At 42.1% G+C, this 20,421-nt stretch carries 17 protein-coding genes and 3 pseudogenes; 10 read left to right on the forward strand and 10 right to left on the reverse strand.

The window, feature by feature from the left end:
* Positions 1 to 2 precede the first annotated feature (2 nt).
* The 3 genes from ACYH0O_RS06525 to ACYH0O_RS06535 form a co-directional block, all read right to left on the reverse strand.
* Positions 3 to 1,421 carry an alanine/glycine:cation symporter family protein gene (locus ACYH0O_RS06525; RefSeq protein WP_482631683.1) on the reverse strand — a complete coding sequence of 473 codons (1,419 nt, stop codon included), beginning with the start codon at positions 1,419 to 1,421 and terminating at the stop codon, positions 3 to 5.
* A 287-nt stretch (positions 1,422 to 1,708) separates the two neighbouring features.
* Positions 1,709 to 2,812, reverse strand: a complete 1,104-nt coding sequence (locus ACYH0O_RS06530; protein WP_482631684.1) for a DUF1648 domain-containing protein — start codon at positions 2,810 to 2,812, stop codon at positions 1,709 to 1,711.
* A 3-nt stretch (positions 2,813 to 2,815) separates the two neighbouring features.
* A complete protein-coding gene (locus ACYH0O_RS06535) occupies positions 2,816 to 3,199 on the reverse strand; it encodes a GntR family transcriptional regulator (RefSeq protein WP_482631685.1) in 384 nt (127 codons plus the stop codon).
* Between the two features lie 253 nt (positions 3,200 to 3,452).
* Here ACYH0O_RS06535 and ACYH0O_RS06540 point away from each other — a divergent pair, with 253 nt between their 5' ends.
* The 6 genes and pseudogenes from ACYH0O_RS06540 to ACYH0O_RS06565 all read left to right on the forward strand — a co-directional run bounded on the left by ACYH0O_RS06540 (position 3,453) and on the right by ACYH0O_RS06565 (position 10,226).
* Entirely contained in the window at positions 3,453 to 3,962 is a 510-nt protein-coding gene (locus ACYH0O_RS06540; RefSeq protein WP_482631686.1) for a GNAT family N-acetyltransferase, read from the forward strand.
* Positions 3,963 to 4,128: 166 nt separating this feature from the next.
* Positions 4,129 to 5,829, forward strand: a complete 1,701-nt coding sequence (locus tag ACYH0O_RS06545) for a transglutaminase domain-containing protein (RefSeq protein ID WP_482631687.1) — start codon at positions 4,129 to 4,131, stop codon at positions 5,827 to 5,829.
* A 162-nt stretch (positions 5,830 to 5,991) separates the two neighbouring features.
* Positions 5,992 to 8,223 (forward strand): sensor domain-containing protein, encoded by a 2,232-nt coding sequence (locus ACYH0O_RS06550; RefSeq protein WP_482631688.1) that lies wholly within the window; start codon positions 5,992 to 5,994, stop codon positions 8,221 to 8,223.
* A gap of 137 nt (positions 8,224 to 8,360) precedes the next feature.
* Positions 8,361 to 8,702 carry a zinc ribbon domain-containing protein YjdM gene (locus ACYH0O_RS06555; protein ID WP_482631689.1) on the forward strand — a complete coding sequence of 114 codons (342 nt, stop codon included), beginning with the start codon at positions 8,361 to 8,363 and terminating at the stop codon, positions 8,700 to 8,702.
* Between the two features lie 156 nt (positions 8,703 to 8,858).
* Positions 8,859 to 9,359, forward strand: a pseudogene (locus tag ACYH0O_RS06560) (DUF402 domain-containing protein); the annotation flags it as partial.
* A gap of 150 nt (positions 9,360 to 9,509) precedes the next feature.
* Entirely contained in the window at positions 9,510 to 10,226 is a 717-nt protein-coding gene (locus ACYH0O_RS06565; protein ID WP_482631690.1) for a sulfite exporter TauE/SafE family protein, read from the forward strand.
* Positions 10,227 to 10,296: 70 nt separating this feature from the next.
* Here ACYH0O_RS06565 and ACYH0O_RS06570 read toward each other — a convergent pair.
* A pseudogene (locus tag ACYH0O_RS06570) lies at positions 10,297 to 10,650 on the reverse strand (DUF488 domain-containing protein).
* A 232-nt stretch (positions 10,651 to 10,882) separates the two neighbouring features.
* On the opposite strand from ACYH0O_RS06570, the pseudogene ACYH0O_RS06575 reads away from it, so the two are divergent.
* A pseudogene (locus tag ACYH0O_RS06575) lies at positions 10,883 to 11,056 on the forward strand (Lrp/AsnC family transcriptional regulator); the annotation flags it as partial.
* A gap of 10 nt (positions 11,057 to 11,066) precedes the next feature.
* Entirely contained in the window at positions 11,067 to 11,687 is a 621-nt protein-coding gene (locus tag ACYH0O_RS06580) for a LysE family translocator (RefSeq protein ID WP_482631691.1), read from the forward strand.
* Between the two features lie 76 nt (positions 11,688 to 11,763).
* Here the strand turns inward: ACYH0O_RS06580 and ACYH0O_RS06585 are convergent, their stop codons facing one another.
* Positions 11,764 to 12,006 carry a winged helix-turn-helix transcriptional regulator gene (locus ACYH0O_RS06585; protein ID WP_482631692.1) on the reverse strand — a complete coding sequence of 81 codons (243 nt, stop codon included), beginning with the start codon at positions 12,004 to 12,006 and terminating at the stop codon, positions 11,764 to 11,766.
* Between the two features lie 115 nt (positions 12,007 to 12,121).
* Here ACYH0O_RS06585 and ACYH0O_RS06590 point away from each other — a divergent pair, with 115 nt between their 5' ends.
* A complete protein-coding gene (locus ACYH0O_RS06590; RefSeq protein ID WP_482631693.1) occupies positions 12,122 to 12,586 on the forward strand; it encodes a GNAT family N-acetyltransferase in 465 nt (154 codons plus the stop codon).
* Between the two features lie 56 nt (positions 12,587 to 12,642).
* Here the strand turns inward: ACYH0O_RS06590 and brnQ are convergent, their stop codons facing one another.
* The gene (gene brnQ, locus ACYH0O_RS06595) at positions 12,643 to 13,968 is read right to left on the reverse strand and encodes a branched-chain amino acid transport system II carrier protein (RefSeq protein ID WP_482631694.1); all 1,326 of its coding nucleotides are present in this window, start codon (positions 13,966 to 13,968) and stop codon (positions 12,643 to 12,645) included.
* 302 nt (positions 13,969 to 14,270) lie between these two features.
* On the opposite strand from brnQ, the gene ACYH0O_RS06600 reads away from it, so the two are divergent.
* On the forward strand, positions 14,271 to 14,555 hold the full coding sequence (locus ACYH0O_RS06600) for a DNA-binding protein (RefSeq protein WP_482631695.1): 285 nt from the start codon (positions 14,271 to 14,273) through the stop codon (positions 14,553 to 14,555).
* Positions 14,556 to 14,612: 57 nt separating this feature from the next.
* Here ACYH0O_RS06600 and ACYH0O_RS06605 read toward each other — a convergent pair whose 3' ends face one another.
* From ACYH0O_RS06605 to ACYH0O_RS06620, 4 genes are all read right to left on the reverse strand, one after another.
* Positions 14,613 to 16,031 carry an NAD-dependent succinate-semialdehyde dehydrogenase gene (locus ACYH0O_RS06605; RefSeq protein WP_482631696.1) on the reverse strand — a complete coding sequence of 473 codons (1,419 nt, stop codon included), beginning with the start codon at positions 16,029 to 16,031 and terminating at the stop codon, positions 14,613 to 14,615.
* A 21-nt stretch (positions 16,032 to 16,052) separates the two neighbouring features.
* A complete protein-coding gene (locus tag ACYH0O_RS06610) occupies positions 16,053 to 17,441 on the reverse strand; it encodes a hypothetical protein (protein WP_482631697.1) in 1,389 nt (462 codons plus the stop codon).
* A 51-nt stretch (positions 17,442 to 17,492) separates the two neighbouring features.
* On the reverse strand, positions 17,493 to 18,641 hold the full coding sequence (locus tag ACYH0O_RS06615; RefSeq protein ID WP_482631698.1) for an iron-containing alcohol dehydrogenase: 1,149 nt from the start codon (positions 18,639 to 18,641) through the stop codon (positions 17,493 to 17,495).
* Between the two features lie 162 nt (positions 18,642 to 18,803).
* The gene (locus ACYH0O_RS06620; RefSeq protein ID WP_482631699.1) at positions 18,804 to 20,396 is read right to left on the reverse strand and encodes a sigma 54-interacting transcriptional regulator; all 1,593 of its coding nucleotides are present in this window, start codon (positions 20,394 to 20,396) and stop codon (positions 18,804 to 18,806) included.
* Positions 20,397 to 20,421 lie beyond the last annotated feature (25 nt).

The following is a 20,421-nucleotide window of genomic DNA, read 5'->3' on the forward strand; positions in this document are numbered from 1 at the left end:
TTTTAACTGGCTTTCTTCCTTGGTCGGGCTTGCATCATGGGCATGTACTCATTGAAGTAATGATTTGTTTCACGAACGATGACCTTATAAAGTAAAATAAGGGCGATCAAGTTTGGAATCATCATCAGGGCGTTAGACATATCAGCAAATGCCCATACGAGCTCCAGGTTTGCAACGGCACCAAGTCCGGTTGCTAAAATGTAAATGAGTCGGTAGGAGTTAGCAAATCGATAATTCGTCAAATACTCGAAGCATTTCTCTCCGTACATATACCAGCCGACGATCGTAGAGAATCCGAAGAAGATGACGGAGAACGATACGATATATTCTCCGACTACCCCGAGGGCGTGTCCAAATGCCGCACTAGTCAGTGCTCCGCCGTCAAGGCTTGGTGCATGCTCTACACCCGATATCGCTCCGCCTGTCGGATCCCAGAAACCTGTGATCAGCAGGACAAGACCCGTCATCGTACAGACTATGATTGTCACAATGAACGTACCCGTCATAGCGACAAGTGCCTGTTTAACCGGATGATCGGTTTTCGCATTACCTGCAATCAATGCAGCCGTACCAAGTCCGGCCTCATTGGAGAAAATTCCACGTGATACACCGCTTCGAATCGCTTCACTGATAATGATTCCAGTGAAACCTCCAGCGGCAGCTACAGGATTGAATGCATAATAGAAAATCATTTCAAATGCCGGAATGATCATATCATAATTCAGTACGATGATGATCATTGAGCCACCAATGTACAGGAATGCCATGATCGGTACAAAGAAGGAAGCGACGGTACTGATACGTTGAATCCCTCCAAAGATGATCAAACCTGTCAAGACAGCCAAAACGATACCTGTTACGACATTGTTAATTTGAAAGCTTGATGTCATAACGTCTGCAATCGTATTGGACTGTACACTATTTCCGATTCCAAGGGCAGCAAATGCGCCGAATATAGCGAAGGCAACAGCAAGCCATTTCCACTTGCTTCCGAGACCTTTTTCTACGTAATACATCGGCCCGCCGGAGTACTCACCATTTTTATTTTTTACACGGTACTTCATGGCAAGAAGCGCTTCTGCGTATTTCGTCGCCATTCCGAGAAGGCCGACAACCCACATCCAGAAGATGGCCCCGGGTCCACCAATCGTCAATGCCGTTGCAACCCCGGCAATGTTTCCGTTACCGATTGTCGCTGACAAAGCAGTCATCAACGTTTTGAAGTTACTGATATCCCCTTCCGATTTGTCAGCAGAAGAAGATGGTTCTTCTTTTGTAAAAGCAAGTTTAAATGCATACAATAGCTTTCGGAACTGCAGCCCTTTAAGCATAAACGTTAAGAAAAGGCCTGTCCCAAATAACAGTACTAAGCTTGGTGTCCCCCATAAAAATGAATTAATCTTGTCTAGCACATCTAACATAGAATCCTCCTTGTCATCTCATGTTGTAAACGTTTTCTTTGTGAGTTTCCATCTACTATTTATATAGTATTCCAAACAATCTGTCCATAATAAAAGTCGAATTTCCAGAGATTGAGCCTTTTTTAGTAGTAGGAGTAGTTGGAGGGACGGACCTCGGATAAGGTCAAAGGGAAAGGTGTCCCAAGTGTTACTGAAGGGTGGAAATCGCGTAAAAAAAGGGACGGGCCCACTTCAGCTGAACGTTGATGTTTCTTTATCACTCAGTTTGAGAGGTCCGTCCCTCACGGTTATATCAGTGTAATGATTACTATCAAGAGCAGCGGTCCGACCAGGATGAGGTATCCCATGGGTCTGGCGAAGTTCAGGGTCCAGCCTACTCCGAAGCGTTTTTCGACGAAGATGGAGGGGTCTTCAGGGTTGAAGTAGAAGAGCCCCCCTTTCCAGTATTGATCGTCATCTGCATTGATCACTTCTCCAGTGCCTTCTTCAATGGTTTCTAAGTCCAAGTCTGAATCCTTTTTACCCACCTTGATGGCCATAAGGACCGTCCCTATCAAGACGAGTGCAGAGAAGGCCAGTGGTATGGAGATGATCAGCAGGTCGCTGACGCTATTTTCATACAGGGTGGTGAACTGCAGAAATGTAAATAGCATGCTAATCAGAATGGAGATGAAGAATAAGAGCCAGCTTGTGTACTTGCGCAGACGGAGCTGTCGGATACGTGATGCCTTTATATTTCCTGCACTCAGTTTAATCCCGGAATTCCTTGTGAGCTCATTGATCCCGAGGAACATTGCATTCATCACCAGTAATACAAGTGGCAGGGTCAAAGCAGACAGGTAGGTTTTGGTCGTAAATGAATCCGGTTTGCCATCGGGTCCCCAGTGAGTAGGGATCTGATCCGGCAGGCTATTGTAATTCACCAATGTAAACACCATTAAACCGGCAGTGATCACCATGGGTACTACATATACTATCCAGGGTAGCATTTCATCTCTCGTTCTTAGGTTCAACTCTGATATCTTCACCTGTTTGCGATCCCTGAACCATTGCTTTTCCCGTTTCAGTGTTGTCACTTTCATATGAAAATAGAAGTAAAGGGACATCGAAATAAATAGGATGACAAAAGGCAGTATTAAGCCTGCTAAGATGAGGTGATTTTCTATTGGTGTAATGATTGTTGACCAAATAATATAGATAGTTAAAACGAAAATTGAAATGAAGGACGTGAGGATTGCGTAGAGTTTTTTATATTGTCGCAGCTTTTCGTTCCTTATCTCATCAACGGGTACAGTCACACCAAACACCACCGTCCGTTTGACAATGAAAGGTATGGCGATTTGAAGCGCCACTAGAAACCCAACCGTGACGAAAATGAGCGTCATTTCCATTTGTTACTCCCCCTTAACCTTTAACATAATAGATGCAACTAATTCTTGAACTTCTTTTTCACTCATGCCTATCACCATTGATTCCACTACAATCGGCCGCAATTCTTCTGATATCTGATCAAATCGGGATCGCGGAATTTCTCCCTCGAATGGTGTACAAATAACAGCCCCCGACTTTGGAACAATGCGGATCACACCCTTGTTTTCCAATTCATGATAGCTTTTATTAACCGTGTGCATGTTCACGCCCAGGTCACCGGCAAGGCTGCGAACGGACGGGAGGATATCACCTGGCACTAATTCCCCGCGGACAATCCCCTCCATGATCCCATTCTTGACCTGAGTATAAATTGGTATATCTGATTGAGGTTCTATTTGGATAAACAAAGAATCACCTCCTAGTTTGTTATATGTTTAATATAACAGAATTGTTCTAGTTTATATAGAACAAAAACTGTTTTTCCATAAAAAGTTAGATTATTGAAGAGTCGCTCGTTATAATTTGATTATATAAAAAGAAAATTTAGTGAACTGAAGCAATCAACATCCATACCTTGTCATCACTTCTGACAAATAGATTGCAAAACTAAATTGGACACTGTAATAAAGAAGGGAAGATATACTAAGGAGTGAGATATTCATGGAGAATCAAGGACTGAAAATTGTAGAACTGACAACTATAGATCAGCACATTGAGGAACTGTCAGATTTATTAATGAAAGTAGTGGATGATGGTGCTTCCATTGGTTTTTTATCCCCAATGGCTCGCACTGCAGCGATGGACTTCTGGCAACATACACTGAATTCACATGTGATCCTATATGCGGCTTGGGTAGATGATACTATTGCAGGAACCGTGCAACTTCACCTATGCACCAAACAAAACGGTACAAACAGAGCCGAAATTGCAAAAATGATGGTCCATCCCAAATTCCGCCAAAAAGGCATTGCCCGGTCACTTATGCAAACGGCGGAGAAAAGAGCGAAAGAAGAGGGACGGACTTTGCTCATCCTGGATACGGTAGAAGGGGCACCTTCCAATCATTTGTATACGTCACTTGGATTCATTCAGGTAGGGCGGATTCCCGAATACGCAGCTTCACCTTTTGGGGAATTAGAGGCAACCATTATCTACTACAAACAGATTTAGAAGTCTGTGAGAATTAAATAATAAGAGGGACGGACCTAGAATCCTCAAATCACTCCATATTCAAGTGATATTTAACGTTTAGAGGTCCGTCCCTCCAAATAGAATCAGGAACCAAAATCTGTATAGGTCATATGAGTAGTAAGCACATTTATTTTAGGAGGAAAAAATGCAGAAGAAATATCCCTTTTTGATTCTATTCTTGAGTTTGGTAACAAGTTTCTTGTTCTTGACGGCATGCAGTGACTCGAATACCAACAGCGAGGAAACGAATGCGGATAAAAAAGAAGAAGATCCTTATGAAAAAGAAGTAAAGAATAAGAACGATGAACTTGGGGAATGGGAGCCTCTCGAGCTCACATCCTACAGCGAGGAAATCGGGGTCAAAATGAATGAACCTTCATACAAGGAATTTGCGGCAAATGGGCAAGTGACCGTCGATGGGGAAATTGAACAGCATTCTGAGCTGAAGTCGGACTACGCCTGGATCAAGGTTAGGGCAAGTGAAGAAGGCCCCGCAGGAAAGCAGCTCGAATACTACACTCCCATCAAAAACGGTAAGTTCAAACAGAATATCCACTTTTTCAATGGAGAAGGTGAGTATAGTGTCTCTGTGCAGCTGCCAAGCAAGGATCGTGAGAATTATTACTATGATACTGCTTCCTTCACGGTTCATAATGTGAATCCTGATGTTATGAGGGATGTGACGCTCACACCTGTTGGTCATGATGCGGCATTGTCCTTGAGTTCTGAATCAAGCTATATCAAAGGCAATGAAATCTTTCCATTAAAAGGAGAAGCTGGTAACCTCACGGATGAAGACACCATCATGCTCAGGTTAAAGAAGGATTCTCAAAACTGGACACATGTCATTCCCGTTAAAAACGGAGAATTCAGTTATGAAGTTCCTTTATTTTTCGGAAAAGGAATACACGAGCTTGAGGTACTGGTACCAGATGAAGATCGTGAAAACTACTACCAGACGGCCACGACTCTAATCATTGATAATGAATCTGTTCGGGTGATGAGTCCGATTGAGTATGCTGATAAATATCTCGAGCGTGGCGTAACTCTGGAATCTCCTCAATTTGGCGGGGAGAAGTCGGATGGTGTTTACTCTATCAAAGGAAGCATCAATTCTAAAGCTGAATTCGGTCCGGAAACGACGCATATTTATATCACCACTAAAAAAGGGGAAGACGAAGCTCTGGATGTGATTCCTGTAGATGATTTTACCTTTGATGATTCCTTTTATCTCCGGTTTGGACCCGGTACTTATGAGGTGACCCTCAGCGTACCTGAAATCAAGGAGGAGAATAGCGACTACTTCAGATTTTTCGGTTTTGCGAAGTTTGAAGTGGAATCGACAGGTGAAGACAAGCGGGACCTGCTGCCTTCCCGTGGAGTACAGTCAGATGCCCAGGAAATCAAGGAGCAGGCGAAAACCGTCACAGCTGGAAAAACAAGCGACAGGGACAAGGCAAAAGCCATCTACGATTATGTTGCAAAAAATGTTTCCTATGACGTTGAAAAATATGAAAATGATGACTTTAACTGGGATGACAGTGCATTGAAGACACTGGAAACGAAAACGGGTGTATGTCAGGATTACGCGTACCTTGCGATTGCCATGCTCCGTGCGAGTGACATTGAAGCGAGATTCGTCGAAGGCCGGGCAGGCGGAATATTCCCTGGAAGACATGCTTGGGTGGAAGCGAATCTTGATGGGGAATGGGTCACCTTGGATCCAACATGGGGATCAGGCTATTTAAAGGAAGGTACGTTTGTCCCAGCCTTTAATGAGGATTATTTTGATCCCGATATGAATGCATTTAAGAAGACACATACACGGACAAGTGTGTCGTATTAGAAACGAATAAATCGTATGATTTATCAATAGGACCGGCTCCAGTCGATGGAGTTGGTCTTTTTTTATAAAACAATAGAGGTAATAATTAGCTATATTGTGAATGAAAGCCATAAATAGTACACTTGATTAATGAAAGAATACTAATATTCAGGAGAGTAGTGAATGGATTTTACACAATATAAGAAAACAGTATTCATGCTTTTTATCATAATGATCTTTTTAGAGATTGCAGATTTTTCTTGGAAAACAATTGATCACTCCGATGGGGGAGTGTCGCTTTTTCTCCATATAGGTTTAGTGTTCTGTATGCTTGCTTTATTATTCCTTCTATTTAAAGGGAATTGGAGTGCTTCAAAGGAATTATCCAAGAGTAATAAGAATTTAAACAACATTTTTGAGACGCTGGATGTTGCCATTTGGTCTCATGATTTGAAATCAGATGTTCTCTTGATCACACCAGGAATTGAGAATTTGTATGGATATCCTTTGAAAGAATTTTATCAGGATACGCTCCTATGGAAAAAAGTGATACACCCCGAGGATATGCCGGTATTAAAAGAAAGGGCTGAAAAGCTTGGTTCCGGTCAGGTCTGTGTAAGTGTTTACCGTATCATTAAGCCGGATGGTCAGGTTCGCTGGATACAGGATAGAGGCATCCCCACCTTGGATGATAACGGGGAAATGCTTTCTTTTACCAGTGTGTTATTTGATATCACTAATCGGAAAGAAAGTGAAGATCAATACCGAAGTTTAGTAGAAATGTCTCCAGATATCATTGCGGTTATCAGTAACCAATCATTTGATTATATCAATGAGGCAGGCAGCAGATTGATTGGTGCCAAAAGCCCCGAGGACATCATGAACAAAGATGTTTCCCATTTTACCAGTCTTGAGAATATCAAGAAAATAAGAGAGCAGACAAAAGAATCGACTGCAGGGGAACGATTTGAACTGACGGTTTATCGCCTTAACGGTGATGCAATAGAGTTGGAGATTTCCGCGATGCCCATTTTATATGGAGGAAGGATGGCCATACAGTTGGTTGGACGAGATATTACGAATCGTAAAGAGACTGAGAAAATCATTCGTACCATGGCCTATTATGATTCATTAACAGGGCTTCCAAATCGAAATAAATTTAAGCAATACTTAAATGAGTCTATTCGTGAAGGTCCTGATCAATTGATTGCCATCTTATTTCTGGATTTAGATCGATTTAAAGTCATCAATGATACGAAAGGGCATTCTACTGGAGATATCATACTGGAGAAAGTTGCCTTTCAATTGAAGAATGTAGTGAATGACAGAGGGATTGTGTTTAGACAAGGGGGAGATGAATTTATTATCTTGCTCTCCAATTTGAATGAGCAAGAGGTCGAAGAAACGACGGGTGAAGTATTACAAAGTTTCAACCGTCCCATCGTCATTCATGAACAGGAGTTCTTTGTGACACCGAGTATCGGTATCAGTATGTACCCAAAGGATGGAGAGGACCAGGAAAGTTTAATCAAACATGCCGATACAGCCATGTATTTAGCGAAGGAACGCGGTAAGAACAACTATCAATTCTATTTTCCTGAACTTGAAAAAGCTTCTTCAAGGAATATGGAGCTTGAAAACGGATTAAGAAAGGTATTGGAGCTTGATCAATTAACTCTCTATTATCAGCCCAAGGTGGACTTAGAAACGCTGGACATCATAGGTGTAGAAGCATTGATCCGCTGGGAGCATCCGGAACTTGGAATGATCCCTCCAAGTGAATTCATTCCTCTGGCAGAGGAGACGGGATTGATTATTCCGATTGGGGAGTGGGTTCTTCGAGAGGCTTGTAAACAAAGTCAGGAGTGGGAAAAGAACGGGTTAGGCATCATTCCTGTTGCTGTAAATATATCTGTCAGACAGATAAAGGATGATGGATTTGTTGACATGGTAAAAGAAACCTTATCAGAACTCCAGTATGAGCCAGAGCGACTTGAGCTTGAAATAACGGAGAGTATTATGCAGGACTTCGAAAAATCAACGAACGTTCTCAATAAGCTGAAAAAGGTGGGGGTCATCATTTCCATGGATGACTTTGGAACAGGTTACTCTTCATTGAATAACTTAAGGCATTTACCGATTGATAGTATTAAAATAGATAAATCATTCGTAGATGATATTATGGAAGATTCAAATCAGGTTTCAATTGTAAAGGCAATTATTGATATGAGTCAAAATATGAACTTTACTACTATTGCTGAGGGCATTGAAACAGAGAATCAAGTATTGTTCTTGAAACGGAAAGCCTGTCAGGTAGGTCAAGGATACCACTTTAGTCGGCCGTTGCCTGGACCGTTATTAGAAAAATTTCTGGTGGAATGGGAAATGGAACATTCTGAACGTTTTTTAAAGTAGTAATCGGATGTGACGAATGCGCTCCGACTAAATGGATGAACGAAAATGATATATAACTCACATTGAGTCAGGTATAATGGAATGCGATGTCTATTAAATTTTTCATGAATAAACAATCATTGGAGGAAATGAACACGATGTCAGAATGGCCAAATTGCCCAAAGTGCAACTCAGAATACACGTATGAAGATGGAAGTCTGTTCGTCTGCCCCGAGTGCGCTCATGAATGGACAGCAGAAGCAGCAACAGAAACATCAGAAGAAGAAAAGGTGGTTAGAGACTCAAACGGGAATCTCTTAACCGATGGTGACTCGGTTTCGGTCATTAAAGATCTGAAAGTGAAAGGAAGCTCATCCATCCTCAAGATGGGAACCAAAGTCAAAAACATCCGGCTCGTCGAAGGAGACCACGACATCGACTGCAAAATCGACGGCTTCGGAGCCATGAAACTTAAATCCGAATTTGTGAAAAAGATATAATGCGTGAGTAATTTGGGGACGGACCTTTGATGAGCGATTAACCTAATGGTTCTTGCTTCTCAGAGGTCCGTCCCTCTTTCAGATTTACCGAAATGATCATCTCATATATAGCAAGTAATTAGAGTTTAGGAGGGATGATTAGTGAATGAGAATGCGATGGGCAGTCCCCTTCAGGATGGTGCCCCGATTATCGAGAGAAAGATAGGTTATGACGGAAAATCGGTGGAACATCACTGCCGGCTTTTGAAGGCGGGAGTTGAGGATGTGGTCCTTTTTCATAAAATAGAAGATACCTTTACCATGACAACAAACCAATCAAGCTTAACCATCTCTGAGGGAAGCTACACCCTGGCGTACTATTGGAAGGACCGCGCTTATAATGTGTATATTTGGAGAGATCATAGGGGGGAGTATTTAGGGTCCTATTTTAATATTGTCAGAAATACTAACATAAACAATGAAGTAGTATCTTTCGAAGATCTCATCATAGATGTCCTCGTATTTCCCGATGGAATAGCTTCCGTTCTGGATGAAGAGGAGCTACCCGTTTCCATGGAGGAGTTTGAGAACGGGTATGTGCTGGAGGAATTGCAAATGTTAGTGGATAGCATAGAGAGTTTTCTTCCAAAGCTTATCTCTGAGGCAAGGGATCATTTTCCACATGATGATCTTCTTAGATGGCTTCGCGATTCGACAGGCAGAAGGAAGGTCTCTGAGCATAAGAATGAAAGCCTAATGAAAACAAAAAAATAATCAATCCCGCTTCAGGTGCCATCATTTCGAAAGAATCACCAGGGGGAATGTTTCTTGAGTACGTTTATCTTGTTTATGGCAATCATTTTATGTGCATCGATATTGCAAACTAGTACCGGTTTTGGATTTTCCATAATGGCAACACCATTTTTATTGCTCTTGTTTCCACCTAAAGAAGCGATACAGATTAATTTGATCTTATCCCTTGTAATCTCGCTGGCACTACTAGTGAAAATTAGACGGGACATTGATATTCCCCTTGTGAAAAGGTTTATTATTGGGAGCATTCCTGGTTTACCCCTGGGTATATTGGTTTTCATTCTTATTGATATGAGTTTCTTAAAAATCTCAATCAGCTTGATCATCATACTGCTGACGGCATTACTTATCATGAAATTCCGCATCATGCAATCAAAAATGCGGGACTTTCTGGCAGGGGGATTGTCTGGAGTACTGACCACAAGTATTGGAATGCCTGGACCGCCCCTGCTTCTATATTTTTCAGGCACTGAGACAAGAAAAGAGAAACTTCGGGGAACTACTCTTGCCTTTTATTTGTTCATCTATCTCATCAGTTTAGGGATACAGGTGAAAGTGGCGGGTACTACTCAAACAGTTTGGAAATCAAGCTTGCAAGCATTACCGGTGGTAGCTATAGGTCTAGTGTTAGGACAAGCTTTATTCAGCAAAATCAACCAAAAAATCTTTCAGATCTTTACCTATGTCCTCCTGCTATTTACGGGTATCTATCTGCTAATAGAAAGCCTTTAATTTTAGAGGGACGGACCTCCAATAAGCGATTTATCTAATGGTTTTCTGCTGATTCAGAGGTCCGTCCCTCTTACATTGCGTCTAATACTTCTTTTAACACAACGGCATGGTTGTACTGTTTATCTTTTGCACCGTAGAGAAGGACTAAGCGTTAGTTAACAGACATTTCCTTCAGTTCCTGTAGCTTCTTTTGTTTAGCATATTGGTTAAGTTCTTCTTTGTAGGCTTTTTTAAATCCCTCGAACTTTTCTTGCTCATGATTAAACCATTTTCTTAATTGTGGGCTTGGGGTAATTTCCTTTATCCACTCATCCAAGTTGGCATCCTCTTTTGAAATTCCACGTGGCCAAACTCGGTCAATCAAAATGCGATGGCCGCCTAATTGGAGAGGTTCATCATAAATTCTCTTTAGAACGATAGACATAGATCTTCCTCCAATCCTTGTTCACTTACTATAAGGATAAATTGAATCAGAGGATGAAGCAAAGATCTTTTATCTTTAGTTTCTAAGAAAAAAGTACATAAAGGCTTAGAAACTCCGCATATATTAAATGACTTACTTTATAGCCTGACCAAAGTTTTCAAGGGGAAACCGATTTGAAGGTCCGTCCCTTTTTTACGAAAAATAACAAGCATGGTCACATTTCGCCGGGGAGGATGATTATCTTTTGAAATTACGGAGTAGAAATATAAAAGATCTGGATCGTCTCATCAATCATGAAATCAAGAGCCTGCCGGCAAAAGCCAGAAACCAAACAGCGAGGGTCACGGGTTTTTTCAAAGTGAATTCGGGACTGCAACTACCACAACACAAGTTGTCTTTAGAATAGCGGCAGGACCATGATTGATTCTATATTATTTATAAAGAGTCTCATAATAGGAGTCACCATTGCTGCTCCTGTTGGTCCGGTCGGTATCCTTTGTATTCAGCGGACATTGACATTTGGGAGAAGGATAGGTTTTGTATCGGGTTTGGGGGCTGCCACTGCAGATGCACTATACGGATTGGTAGCTGTCATGGGGCTTACGATTGTTTCCGACTTCCTACTTGATCACCAATTTTGGATTCAATTATGGGGAGGGGTGTTTCTCTTCTTATTAGGCTGGAAGACGTTCACTTCACAGATGGCACCATTTAAGACTGGTGAATCGCAAACCACTTCTTCTTTGAAGGGGTTCTTCTCAATATTTCTTTTGACGTTTACGAATCCAATGACCATCCTTGCATTTATCGCCATCTTTGGTGTCTTTCGCGTAACAGGTTCTGAAGGAGACGTAGTATCCGCATTGCTCGTCGTTTTAGGGGTTTTTTGTGGATCGGCATTATGGTGGGGAACGGTTGCCGTAATAGGCGGATGGTTAAGCAGTCGGATTGAATCAGACTCGTTAACAATGATTAATAGGATGGCGGGAATCATCATTACGATATTCAGCTCGTATATTCTCATTGACTTGATATAATTTTGGAGGGACGGACCTCCAATGAACATTGAATTCTAATTATATAATGAATATGAGGTCCGTCCCTCTCCTGAAATTAACCATGCTCCTTGCCCCAGGCATGCATTTGCTTGAGGATTGGCATTAGGGTCATACCTAATTCTGTCATGGAGTATTCTCCTTTTGGCGGGATGGTATCGTACTGGGTTCGATTGATGAAGCCGTCTTCTTCGAGTTCTTTTAGCTGCTGACTTAGTACTTTATGGGCAACTCCGGGTAGTAACCTGCGCAATTCGTTGTACTTTAAAGTCCCGTCCGTCCCTAAATGCCAAATGATCAATTATTAAGGGCACGTTCAATGCAGAGCGTGACTTTTTTTATGAAATAGAGGTTTTCCTTACCTAATGAAGAATCCTATAAAGATACTTCTATTCAGTAAAGAGAGGGAAGCAACAATGAAAATATTGGAGTTACAAAAGAATTCAAGTATTTTTGAGGAAGCAGTGAAAGCTTTCTGGGAACAGTGGGGAAGTGAGGAGAATTACAGGTTCTATCACGATTGTATTTTCCATTCCTGCCGAACCGAAGAAGACTTACCGCGATTTTATATCGCATTACAGGAAGAACAAATCATCGGGACGTACGCACTTCTTAGAAACGACCTGAATAGTAGGCAAGACCTGTTTCCATGGTTTGCCTGCCTCTACATTGACCCGGATCACAGAGGGAAAGGGCTTGGTTCGAATCTCCTCGAGCATGCTTTAAGGGAAGCCAATGAAAAAGGCTATAGACATTTATATCTAACAACGGATTTGGAAGGTTATTATGAAAAATACGGATGGACTCACACGACAGAAGCCATTGGACTGAGTGGTGGTTCCATGAATGTCTACCAAAAAGCAACAGTTCAAACTTCCTGAAAATCAAAAAAGCAGCAAGACATGCGTGGAAATTTCACTCATGCCTTGTTGCTTTTTTAGAGGTCCGTCCCTCTCTTGAAAGGAAAGGTGATCTTTTTTTGGGAGAGGTCTAGAGCATATCCAATTACGACGGCCACGAGGGTAGGAATGGTCCAGGCCAGGCCATTTTCGCTGAGGGGAAGGAATCCTAAGATAGCGTGAATTCCTTCCATTTGAATTTTTAGCGTCATCAGCATTTCGTAAAAAGCAAATAATGATGCGACCCCAACCCCATACACATACATTCTCTTACTCTCCCCAAAGAAATGCTGGAAGAGAGAGAGGACTACAAGCACTATAGCTACAGGATAAATCAGAACGAGTAACGGTGTAGCGACTTTCAATATCAAATTCAGTCCGAGATTGGTCACCGCCAACCCGATGAGGATGAAAATCATTACATAAGTCTTATATGAAAACCTCGGAAAATTTTCATTAAAAAAACGTCCGCATGCATTGATGAGGCCGATACAAGTCGTTAAACAAGCAATCATCACTATGGCTCCAAATAACACATTCCCGCTGTATCCAAATAATTGATGAGAAGCAAGAACCAATATTTCTGCCCCATTTTGAAGTGGCTCATCATGGGGAACAACACGCCCGATCCATCCTAGTGAAAGATACACCATGATTAAGCCGACTGCTGCAATCATACCTGAACTGATTGTTCCTCGTATGAGATCCCTATTATCCGTCGCTCCTTTATCCTTCAATCCATTGATGATGACAATTCCAAAAGCAAGGGCTGCCACAGCATCCATGGTGAAGTAACCTTCCAGAAACCCTTTGAGAAACGGATCGGATTGGAAGTTTTCAGTTGCTTGAGCGTCCGTATAATCAAAGATAAAAAAGGCACGTACACATAATATCGCTAATACTATGAGCAAGGCAGGCGTTAAAAACTGCCCGACAAGATCAATCACCTTTTTGGGATTGATACTGAGTAAGTAGGTCAATCCGAAAAAGACAAGAGAGAATAAGAATAAGGGTAACCGTCCATCCACACTAATCACTTGTATAAATCCCAATTCATAGGCAACATTCGAAGCCCTAGGAATACCGTATAGGGCTCCAATGGACATATAAATCACGATGGCGAATACAAGTCCAAAGACAGGATGGACCCGTTGGCCAATTGACAATAATCCGTTAGTAGATAACGATACTGAAATGATCGTTAAAAAAGGCAGGAACACTGCTGTTAAAATAAACCCGGTAATTGCGGCGGCAAAGTAGTCTCCAGATTCCATTCCGAGATAAGGCGGGAATATTAAATTCCCTGCTCCGAAAAATAGAGAAAATAGCATAAAACCTGAAACCAGCACATCTTTTTTTCTCAAAAAAACCCCTCCAAATCCTTACCAAACCATGATAGCTTCTATTGATTATTCTGATTATTTCACATAAAAAAACCCGCCCCTGACCAGGGACGAGTTATATTTTCTCGTCGTGGAATTTAATTAATAAACACAATCTAGCATAGGAAGAAAGCGCAGTCAATAAGTTTTCCTAATATAATATCAATTTCTATTTTTCTAGATTTGTGTGATTATTTCAATCGATAAATATTGTATTAAATGGAACTATTATCAAGTAGAGCCGTATGTAAGGTACTGATTCAGTAGAAAAGGGGAGTTATAAAATGGATATTAGTTTTTTCTGGGTGGCAGCAGGGCTGGCGGTATTAGGAAATTTTATTGGGGATGGGTTAAAGAACTTTGGTAATCCGAAACGAAGCTTTTCAGATTATCCGACTTTAGTAAAAGAAAAAGATTTGCATTTGCATGTTGGCCTAAGTAAAGAAGAAGTAGGAGAAGTGTTACACAAATTTCCGGATGCTCCAAAAATCGAGTTGAAGGGAACGACTGATTATCCCTATCAGAGATTTATGGAATGGATGTCGTCTGGTGAGATTTATAAGAAGTGATATTATAGGACGGGTTTACTGAAAAAAGGCACACAACTACATGTGTGCCTTCAAGGTTTACAATCCTAATGAAATATATTTTACTTCCAGATACTCTTCAATGCCATGATGTCCGCCTTCACGGCCAAGACCACTTTGCTTGAATCCGCCAAATGGGGCCTGAGGGGTGGAAGGTAATCCATCGTTCAATCCTACAATTCCATATTCCAGTTGCTCACTGATTCGTATGCCCTTTGTGATATTTTCGGTGAATACATAAGCAGCAAGACCGTAGATGGAATCATTTGCCCGGTCGATGGCTTCTTCTTCTGTTTTAAACGTAGTGATTGGAGCGACCGGACCGAATGTTTCGTCTTTCATGCAAAGCATGTCATCATGTACTTTGGTGATGACGGTTGGCTCAAAGTATAATCCGTTTTTACCTTTGCCTCCGTAGACAACGGTTGCTCCTTTGCTTACAGCGTCCTCCACATGCTTCTGGACTTTTTCTACTGCATTCTTATCGATTAATGGACCAATGTCCACACCTTCTTCAAGGCCGTTACCAACTTTGAGATCCTTCACTTTTTCGACTAGTTTTTCGGTAAATGAATCAACAATGGATTCATGAACATAGATGCGGTTCGAGCAGACACAGGTTTGACCTGCATTTCTGAATTTGGAGGCAATGACGCCATCGACTGCTTTTTCCAGATCAGAGTCAGCCATCACGATCACTGGTGCATGACCTCCGAGCTCCAACGATATTTTCTTGACGGTGTCAGCAGAACCTTTCATCAGGACTTTCCCGACTTCCGTTGATCCCGTGAATGTCAGTTTCCGTACGCGTGTGTCTTCCATCCACGTTTCCCCGATGGATTTCGAATCACCCGTCACCACGTTGATGACACCTTTAGGAATGCCGGCTTTTTCTGCCAGTAGCGCCATTTTTATAGAGGTCAAAGGGGTTTGGTTTGCCGGTTTAATCACGACCGTACAGCCGGTGGCGAGTGCCGGTGCAACCTTACGGGTGATCATGGCGGCAGGGAAGTTCCATGGTGTGATGACAGCTACAACCCCGACAGGCTGCTTATGGACGAATAATCGCTTGTTGCGCTGAGTTGCCGGAATTTGTTCACCGTATACGCGCTTTCCTTCTTCGGCGTACCAGGAGATGAAGCCGTTGGCATATTGGATTTCACCAAGCGCTTCTTTTAACGGCTTTCCTTGCTCGATCGTCATGGTACGGGCAAGATCCTCTTTGTTCTCGTTAATCAAGTCATACCATTTAAGGATGAGTTCACTTCGTTCGTATGCAGAGTATTGGGACCAGTCCTTGAATGCACCATAAGCTGCGTCAACAGCACTGGCAGCTTCTTTTTTGCCTCCGTTCGGGATAGTGGCAATGACCTCTGAGGTGGCTGGGTTGGTCACATCCCTTTTCGAAAGATCCGATCCTAATTGTTCTCCGTTAATGATCATATTGTAGTGTTGCATAGTGATCCTCCTTTTATTGTTTTATGATATTTTCTTGGCATCTTTATTTTCCAGATCTTTTGTGAAAATTTCGTCGTTCTCACCGATGAAGAATTTTTTCCCGTAAATCAATAAGCATAACAAAATTCCAACTGCAAATGCCCAAGTAGCACCTTTGGTGGCGAGTACTGCCCCTATAACTCCGGCAATGCCAAGGTCACGGTGACTTCGGGATTCCAATATCCCTACGCGAACGCTTACATAACCTTGGATCAGCAAAGTTAAGGCGAGTGCGATACCTAGAATTGGTTGTACTAAACTTACAATAGGGAGAAGTAAGAGTCCAGTATTTGTACCCCATCTGAAGGACCCAGAACCACCAAATATAGAATGCATAGCTTTTTTACCTTCTTTAAACCGTTCAATTACGACAACCTGCATGGCTGCCCATAGTGGACCTGCCATTGTGACATCAGGACCAAGTATACTCATAATGGTGTTGCGTCCACCGAAGACCATATGGGCACGATTCGGATTGTAATCGATCTTTTCATCACGGCGCACATCGTCTGCTTCATCGATGAGCGCCTTACTTTGTAAAACGTCCCCGAATAGGACGATATATGCGGCTAATACAGTAGGCAAGGCTGTTACAAATAACATTGCCGGAGGGAAACCGAGCCCAAAGATGGTGTATTCACTCCAAAGTGTACCGAAGTCAGGATTAATGAGCCCCCACTCAATCGTTGGCCACGGTGCTTCTCCAAAGAGAGGTGCGATGATAACAGCGAGAATAATTATCGGAAAGATTCCCAGTTTACCAATAAGCCCCCATAGTGCACTTTTGGCTTTCAGTTGATTGAAATGTTGAGAGAATATAATATAAAAGGCAATCCCTACTGCGATGGAAATGGTCCATGGAAAGCTTTCGAAACGTCCACCAACCTGGAAGACAGAAATGATTGCTGCAAATCCTGCTCCTAAGATCACCCCGGATTTAATCGCCGGGGGGACGAATGTAACGACTTTTTTCGCTAATCCTGTCACCCCTAACAGGATGGAAAGTAGGCCGAGTGTAAGCTGGAAGGCGACTAGTGCATGTACACGTTCCGGTCCTTCTGGAAATGCTGATACATAAGCCATGATTAATGGAATTGCTGGTGTGATCCATCCGGGAACGACTGGATCGCCGAGTAAGTGATGAGTTAAATAGAGAATTCCATTCAACAGTACAACGGCTAATGCGACTTCAAAAGGCATGCCCAGAAGTTCAATCATTAATGGAATCGCAGCTAAATCTACTGCACACATTAGCAAACCTTGGACATAATCCGGCCATTCAAATTTGTAGTGAATAAACGGGAGTCTTAATTTAAAAGGTCCCATTGGAATATATGGTGATTCCTCACCATCTTTTCGATTTCTCAACATCCTATATACCCCTTTTCTTAATTTGATAACAATGAACTGAAATCCTTTATATTAATAAGCAGATTGATAGATTTGTTCAATTTCACTTTTGTTTAACTGACGTGGGTTATTGTTTAATAGTCTCTCAATCTTGCTAGCATCTTCAGCCATATCAGAAAGTGCCGTTTCCGGAATGTCAAAGGAGCGTAATCCATTCGGGATATTGACCGCGGTGCATAATCGCTTCATGGAAGTCACGGCTTTATCCGCTGCTTCTGCGTCAGATAAGGAGCGAACGTTTTCGCCCAATGCTGCCGCAATGTCCCTGAAGCGCTCCATACAGGCAATCTTATTCCATTCCATGACATATGGAAGGAGGAGAGCATTGCTGACTCCATGAGGAATATGATAGCGGCCGCCTAAAGGATAGGCGAGTGCGTGAACGGCACCGACTCCAGCATTACCAAAAGCCATCCCCGCCATTAAGCTTGCAGTCGCCATTTTTTCACGGGCTTCCAAATGGTTAGGATTAGCGTATGCCTTTGGCAGGTTCTCTGAAATCATTCGAATCGCAGAGATGGCCAAGGCATCTGTTATGGGTGAAGCATGAACCGAGATATATGCTTCAATGGCATGAACCAATGCGTCCACCCCGCTTGCTGCTGTGACTGAAGGCGGCATGGTCAGCGTCATTTCCGGTGCGACAATCGCCACATCAGGAAGCAGGTAGTCACTCACGATGCCTTTTTTGAGATGAGCTTCTGTATCAGAAAGGATCGATATATTCGTTACTTCTGAACCTGTGCCTGCAGTTGTCGGGAGGGTGATGATAGGTGCACCTTTTTGTGGAACAAGGTCTGTGCCGATCAGTTCTGACAGGCTGCCATCAAAACCTGCGTACACAGATACACTTTTTGCGATATCGATCGCACTTCCACCGCCAATAGCAATCAAGCCATCATGATTGCCTTCAATGAAAACTTTCGTGCAATCTTCCACAATAGAGAGCTCAGGATCAGGTTTAACACCTGTGAATATTTCGTAAGTAAGCCCTTTCATAAACGGGGTGATTTGATTTACCACCCCGACTTTTTGCAGGGTTATATCTGTGACGATAAGAGGATTTTGAATTCGGAGTCGTTTGAGTTCGTCTGGTAAAACCGAAGTTGCCCCTTTTCCTGTCACCAATTTGTTTGCAATTTTAAAAGTTGAGATTGTCATAAAGAGTATCTCCTTTCGATTCGTATATAAAAAAGAATGCAAGTTCTGTGCCAACTTTCTGAAAAGTGGGAATAGACGTAGGGAAACGTGAGAGGGTGTCGAAAAATAGTCAAATCCGATTAGAAAAATAATCAAAAATGGGAGCTTTGATTCAAGAAGTAATCAAAGCTCCCATTTCTTCATTTTTTGGACAATCGTGGATTGGCTGACTTCGAGAATTTCGGCTGCTTTTCTCGTTGTTTTATATTGTCGTATTGCATTGGTGATCAATTGTTTTTCTACTCGATCCACGGCCTCTTTTAAAGGAAGAATTTCTCCTTCATAAAGTGAGCATGGTTTCTTGGTGGCTTCACTTAATTCAGGTGGTAGATCTTCACGTCCGATTGTTTCTGAAGGAGTGATAACGACTAAGCGCTCTATCAAATTTTTTAATTCTCTAATATTCCCAGGCCAATCATATTCATGTAAACAATCCAATGCCTCAATGCTCATCACTTTGCTTGATCCATATTCATCATTGAAGCTTTGTAAAAAGTGTTGAGAAAGCGGAATGATTTCTTCGCGACGCTGACGGAGGGAAGGGATTTGAACTGGAACGACGTTTAAACGGTAATATAAGTCTTCGCGAAATTCCCCTATGTCCACTAAGTTCTTAATGTTTTTATGGGAAGCAGCGATAATGCGAACATTAATTTGTTTGAGTTTTGATGAACCAATGGGGATGAACGCTTGATCTTCAATGACCTTTAGTAGTTTTACTTGAAGCTCCAAGGGAAGGTCCCCGATTTCATCAAGGAATAACGTGCCATTATCCGCCACTTCCAGCAATCCTTTTTTCCCTTTAGATAAAGCACCGGTGAAAGAACCTGATTCATAGCCGAATAATTCTGACTCTATTAAACTTGGAGGGAAGGCTCCGCAGTTAAGCTCTAGAAAACTACCGGTCGAACGTTTCGAATGCTCGTGTATGTATTTTGCAATCATCGTTTTCCCAACACCGGTTTCTCCCTGTAAGAGAACTTTTACATCGGTTTTGGCTACTCGATCAATGGTGGTGAAAACCTTATTCATCCTTTCACTGGAATAGATGGAGGACTTCTCTGCTTCATTAGAAAACGTGGCATTCGAACTTTGGCGGAGGTTCTTTAGTTCTTGCAACTCATCAATTTGCAGCTTTAATTTTAATAGTTCGGTGATATCACGAACACTGTTTACAACATATAAAATTTCATCTTCCTCGTTGAAAATCGGTGTGCCGGACACGATGATTTTTCTTCCGTTATGAATGGACTGCATCAATGTTATTGGTCTTTTTTCTTTCAAGACCTGTATGGAGGCAGACTTGGATATATATCCAGCCTTAATGAGCTCTTCCATATGATAGCCGATTAGTTGCTCGGATTTCAGGTCCGCTATTCTTTCATAGGAATTGTTTACCTTGACTGTAATACCATATCCATCTGTAATGAAGACCCCATCATAAAGGGAATTAATTATATCGTTAAAAACATGACTCTCTAGTAAATCACTATATTGGTTTTTCTTCCGTTTTTGTTCTTGAAGAGGAGATGGATGTGACATGCTTTTTTGGAGGATTTCACCGACCATACCACCTAAATGGCCATCATGAAAAATCGCACCCAAATCTTCTAGTGTAAGAATTCCTACAATCTCATCCACATGGTTCACTACCTCAAGTGCATCCACCTCTGATTGAGAGAATAACTCAATCGCACGTTCCACTTTATCTGTCATATAAAGCCGCATCCTAAACAACCTC

The sequence above is a fragment of the Rossellomorea sp. H136 genome, from assembly GCF_056838065.1.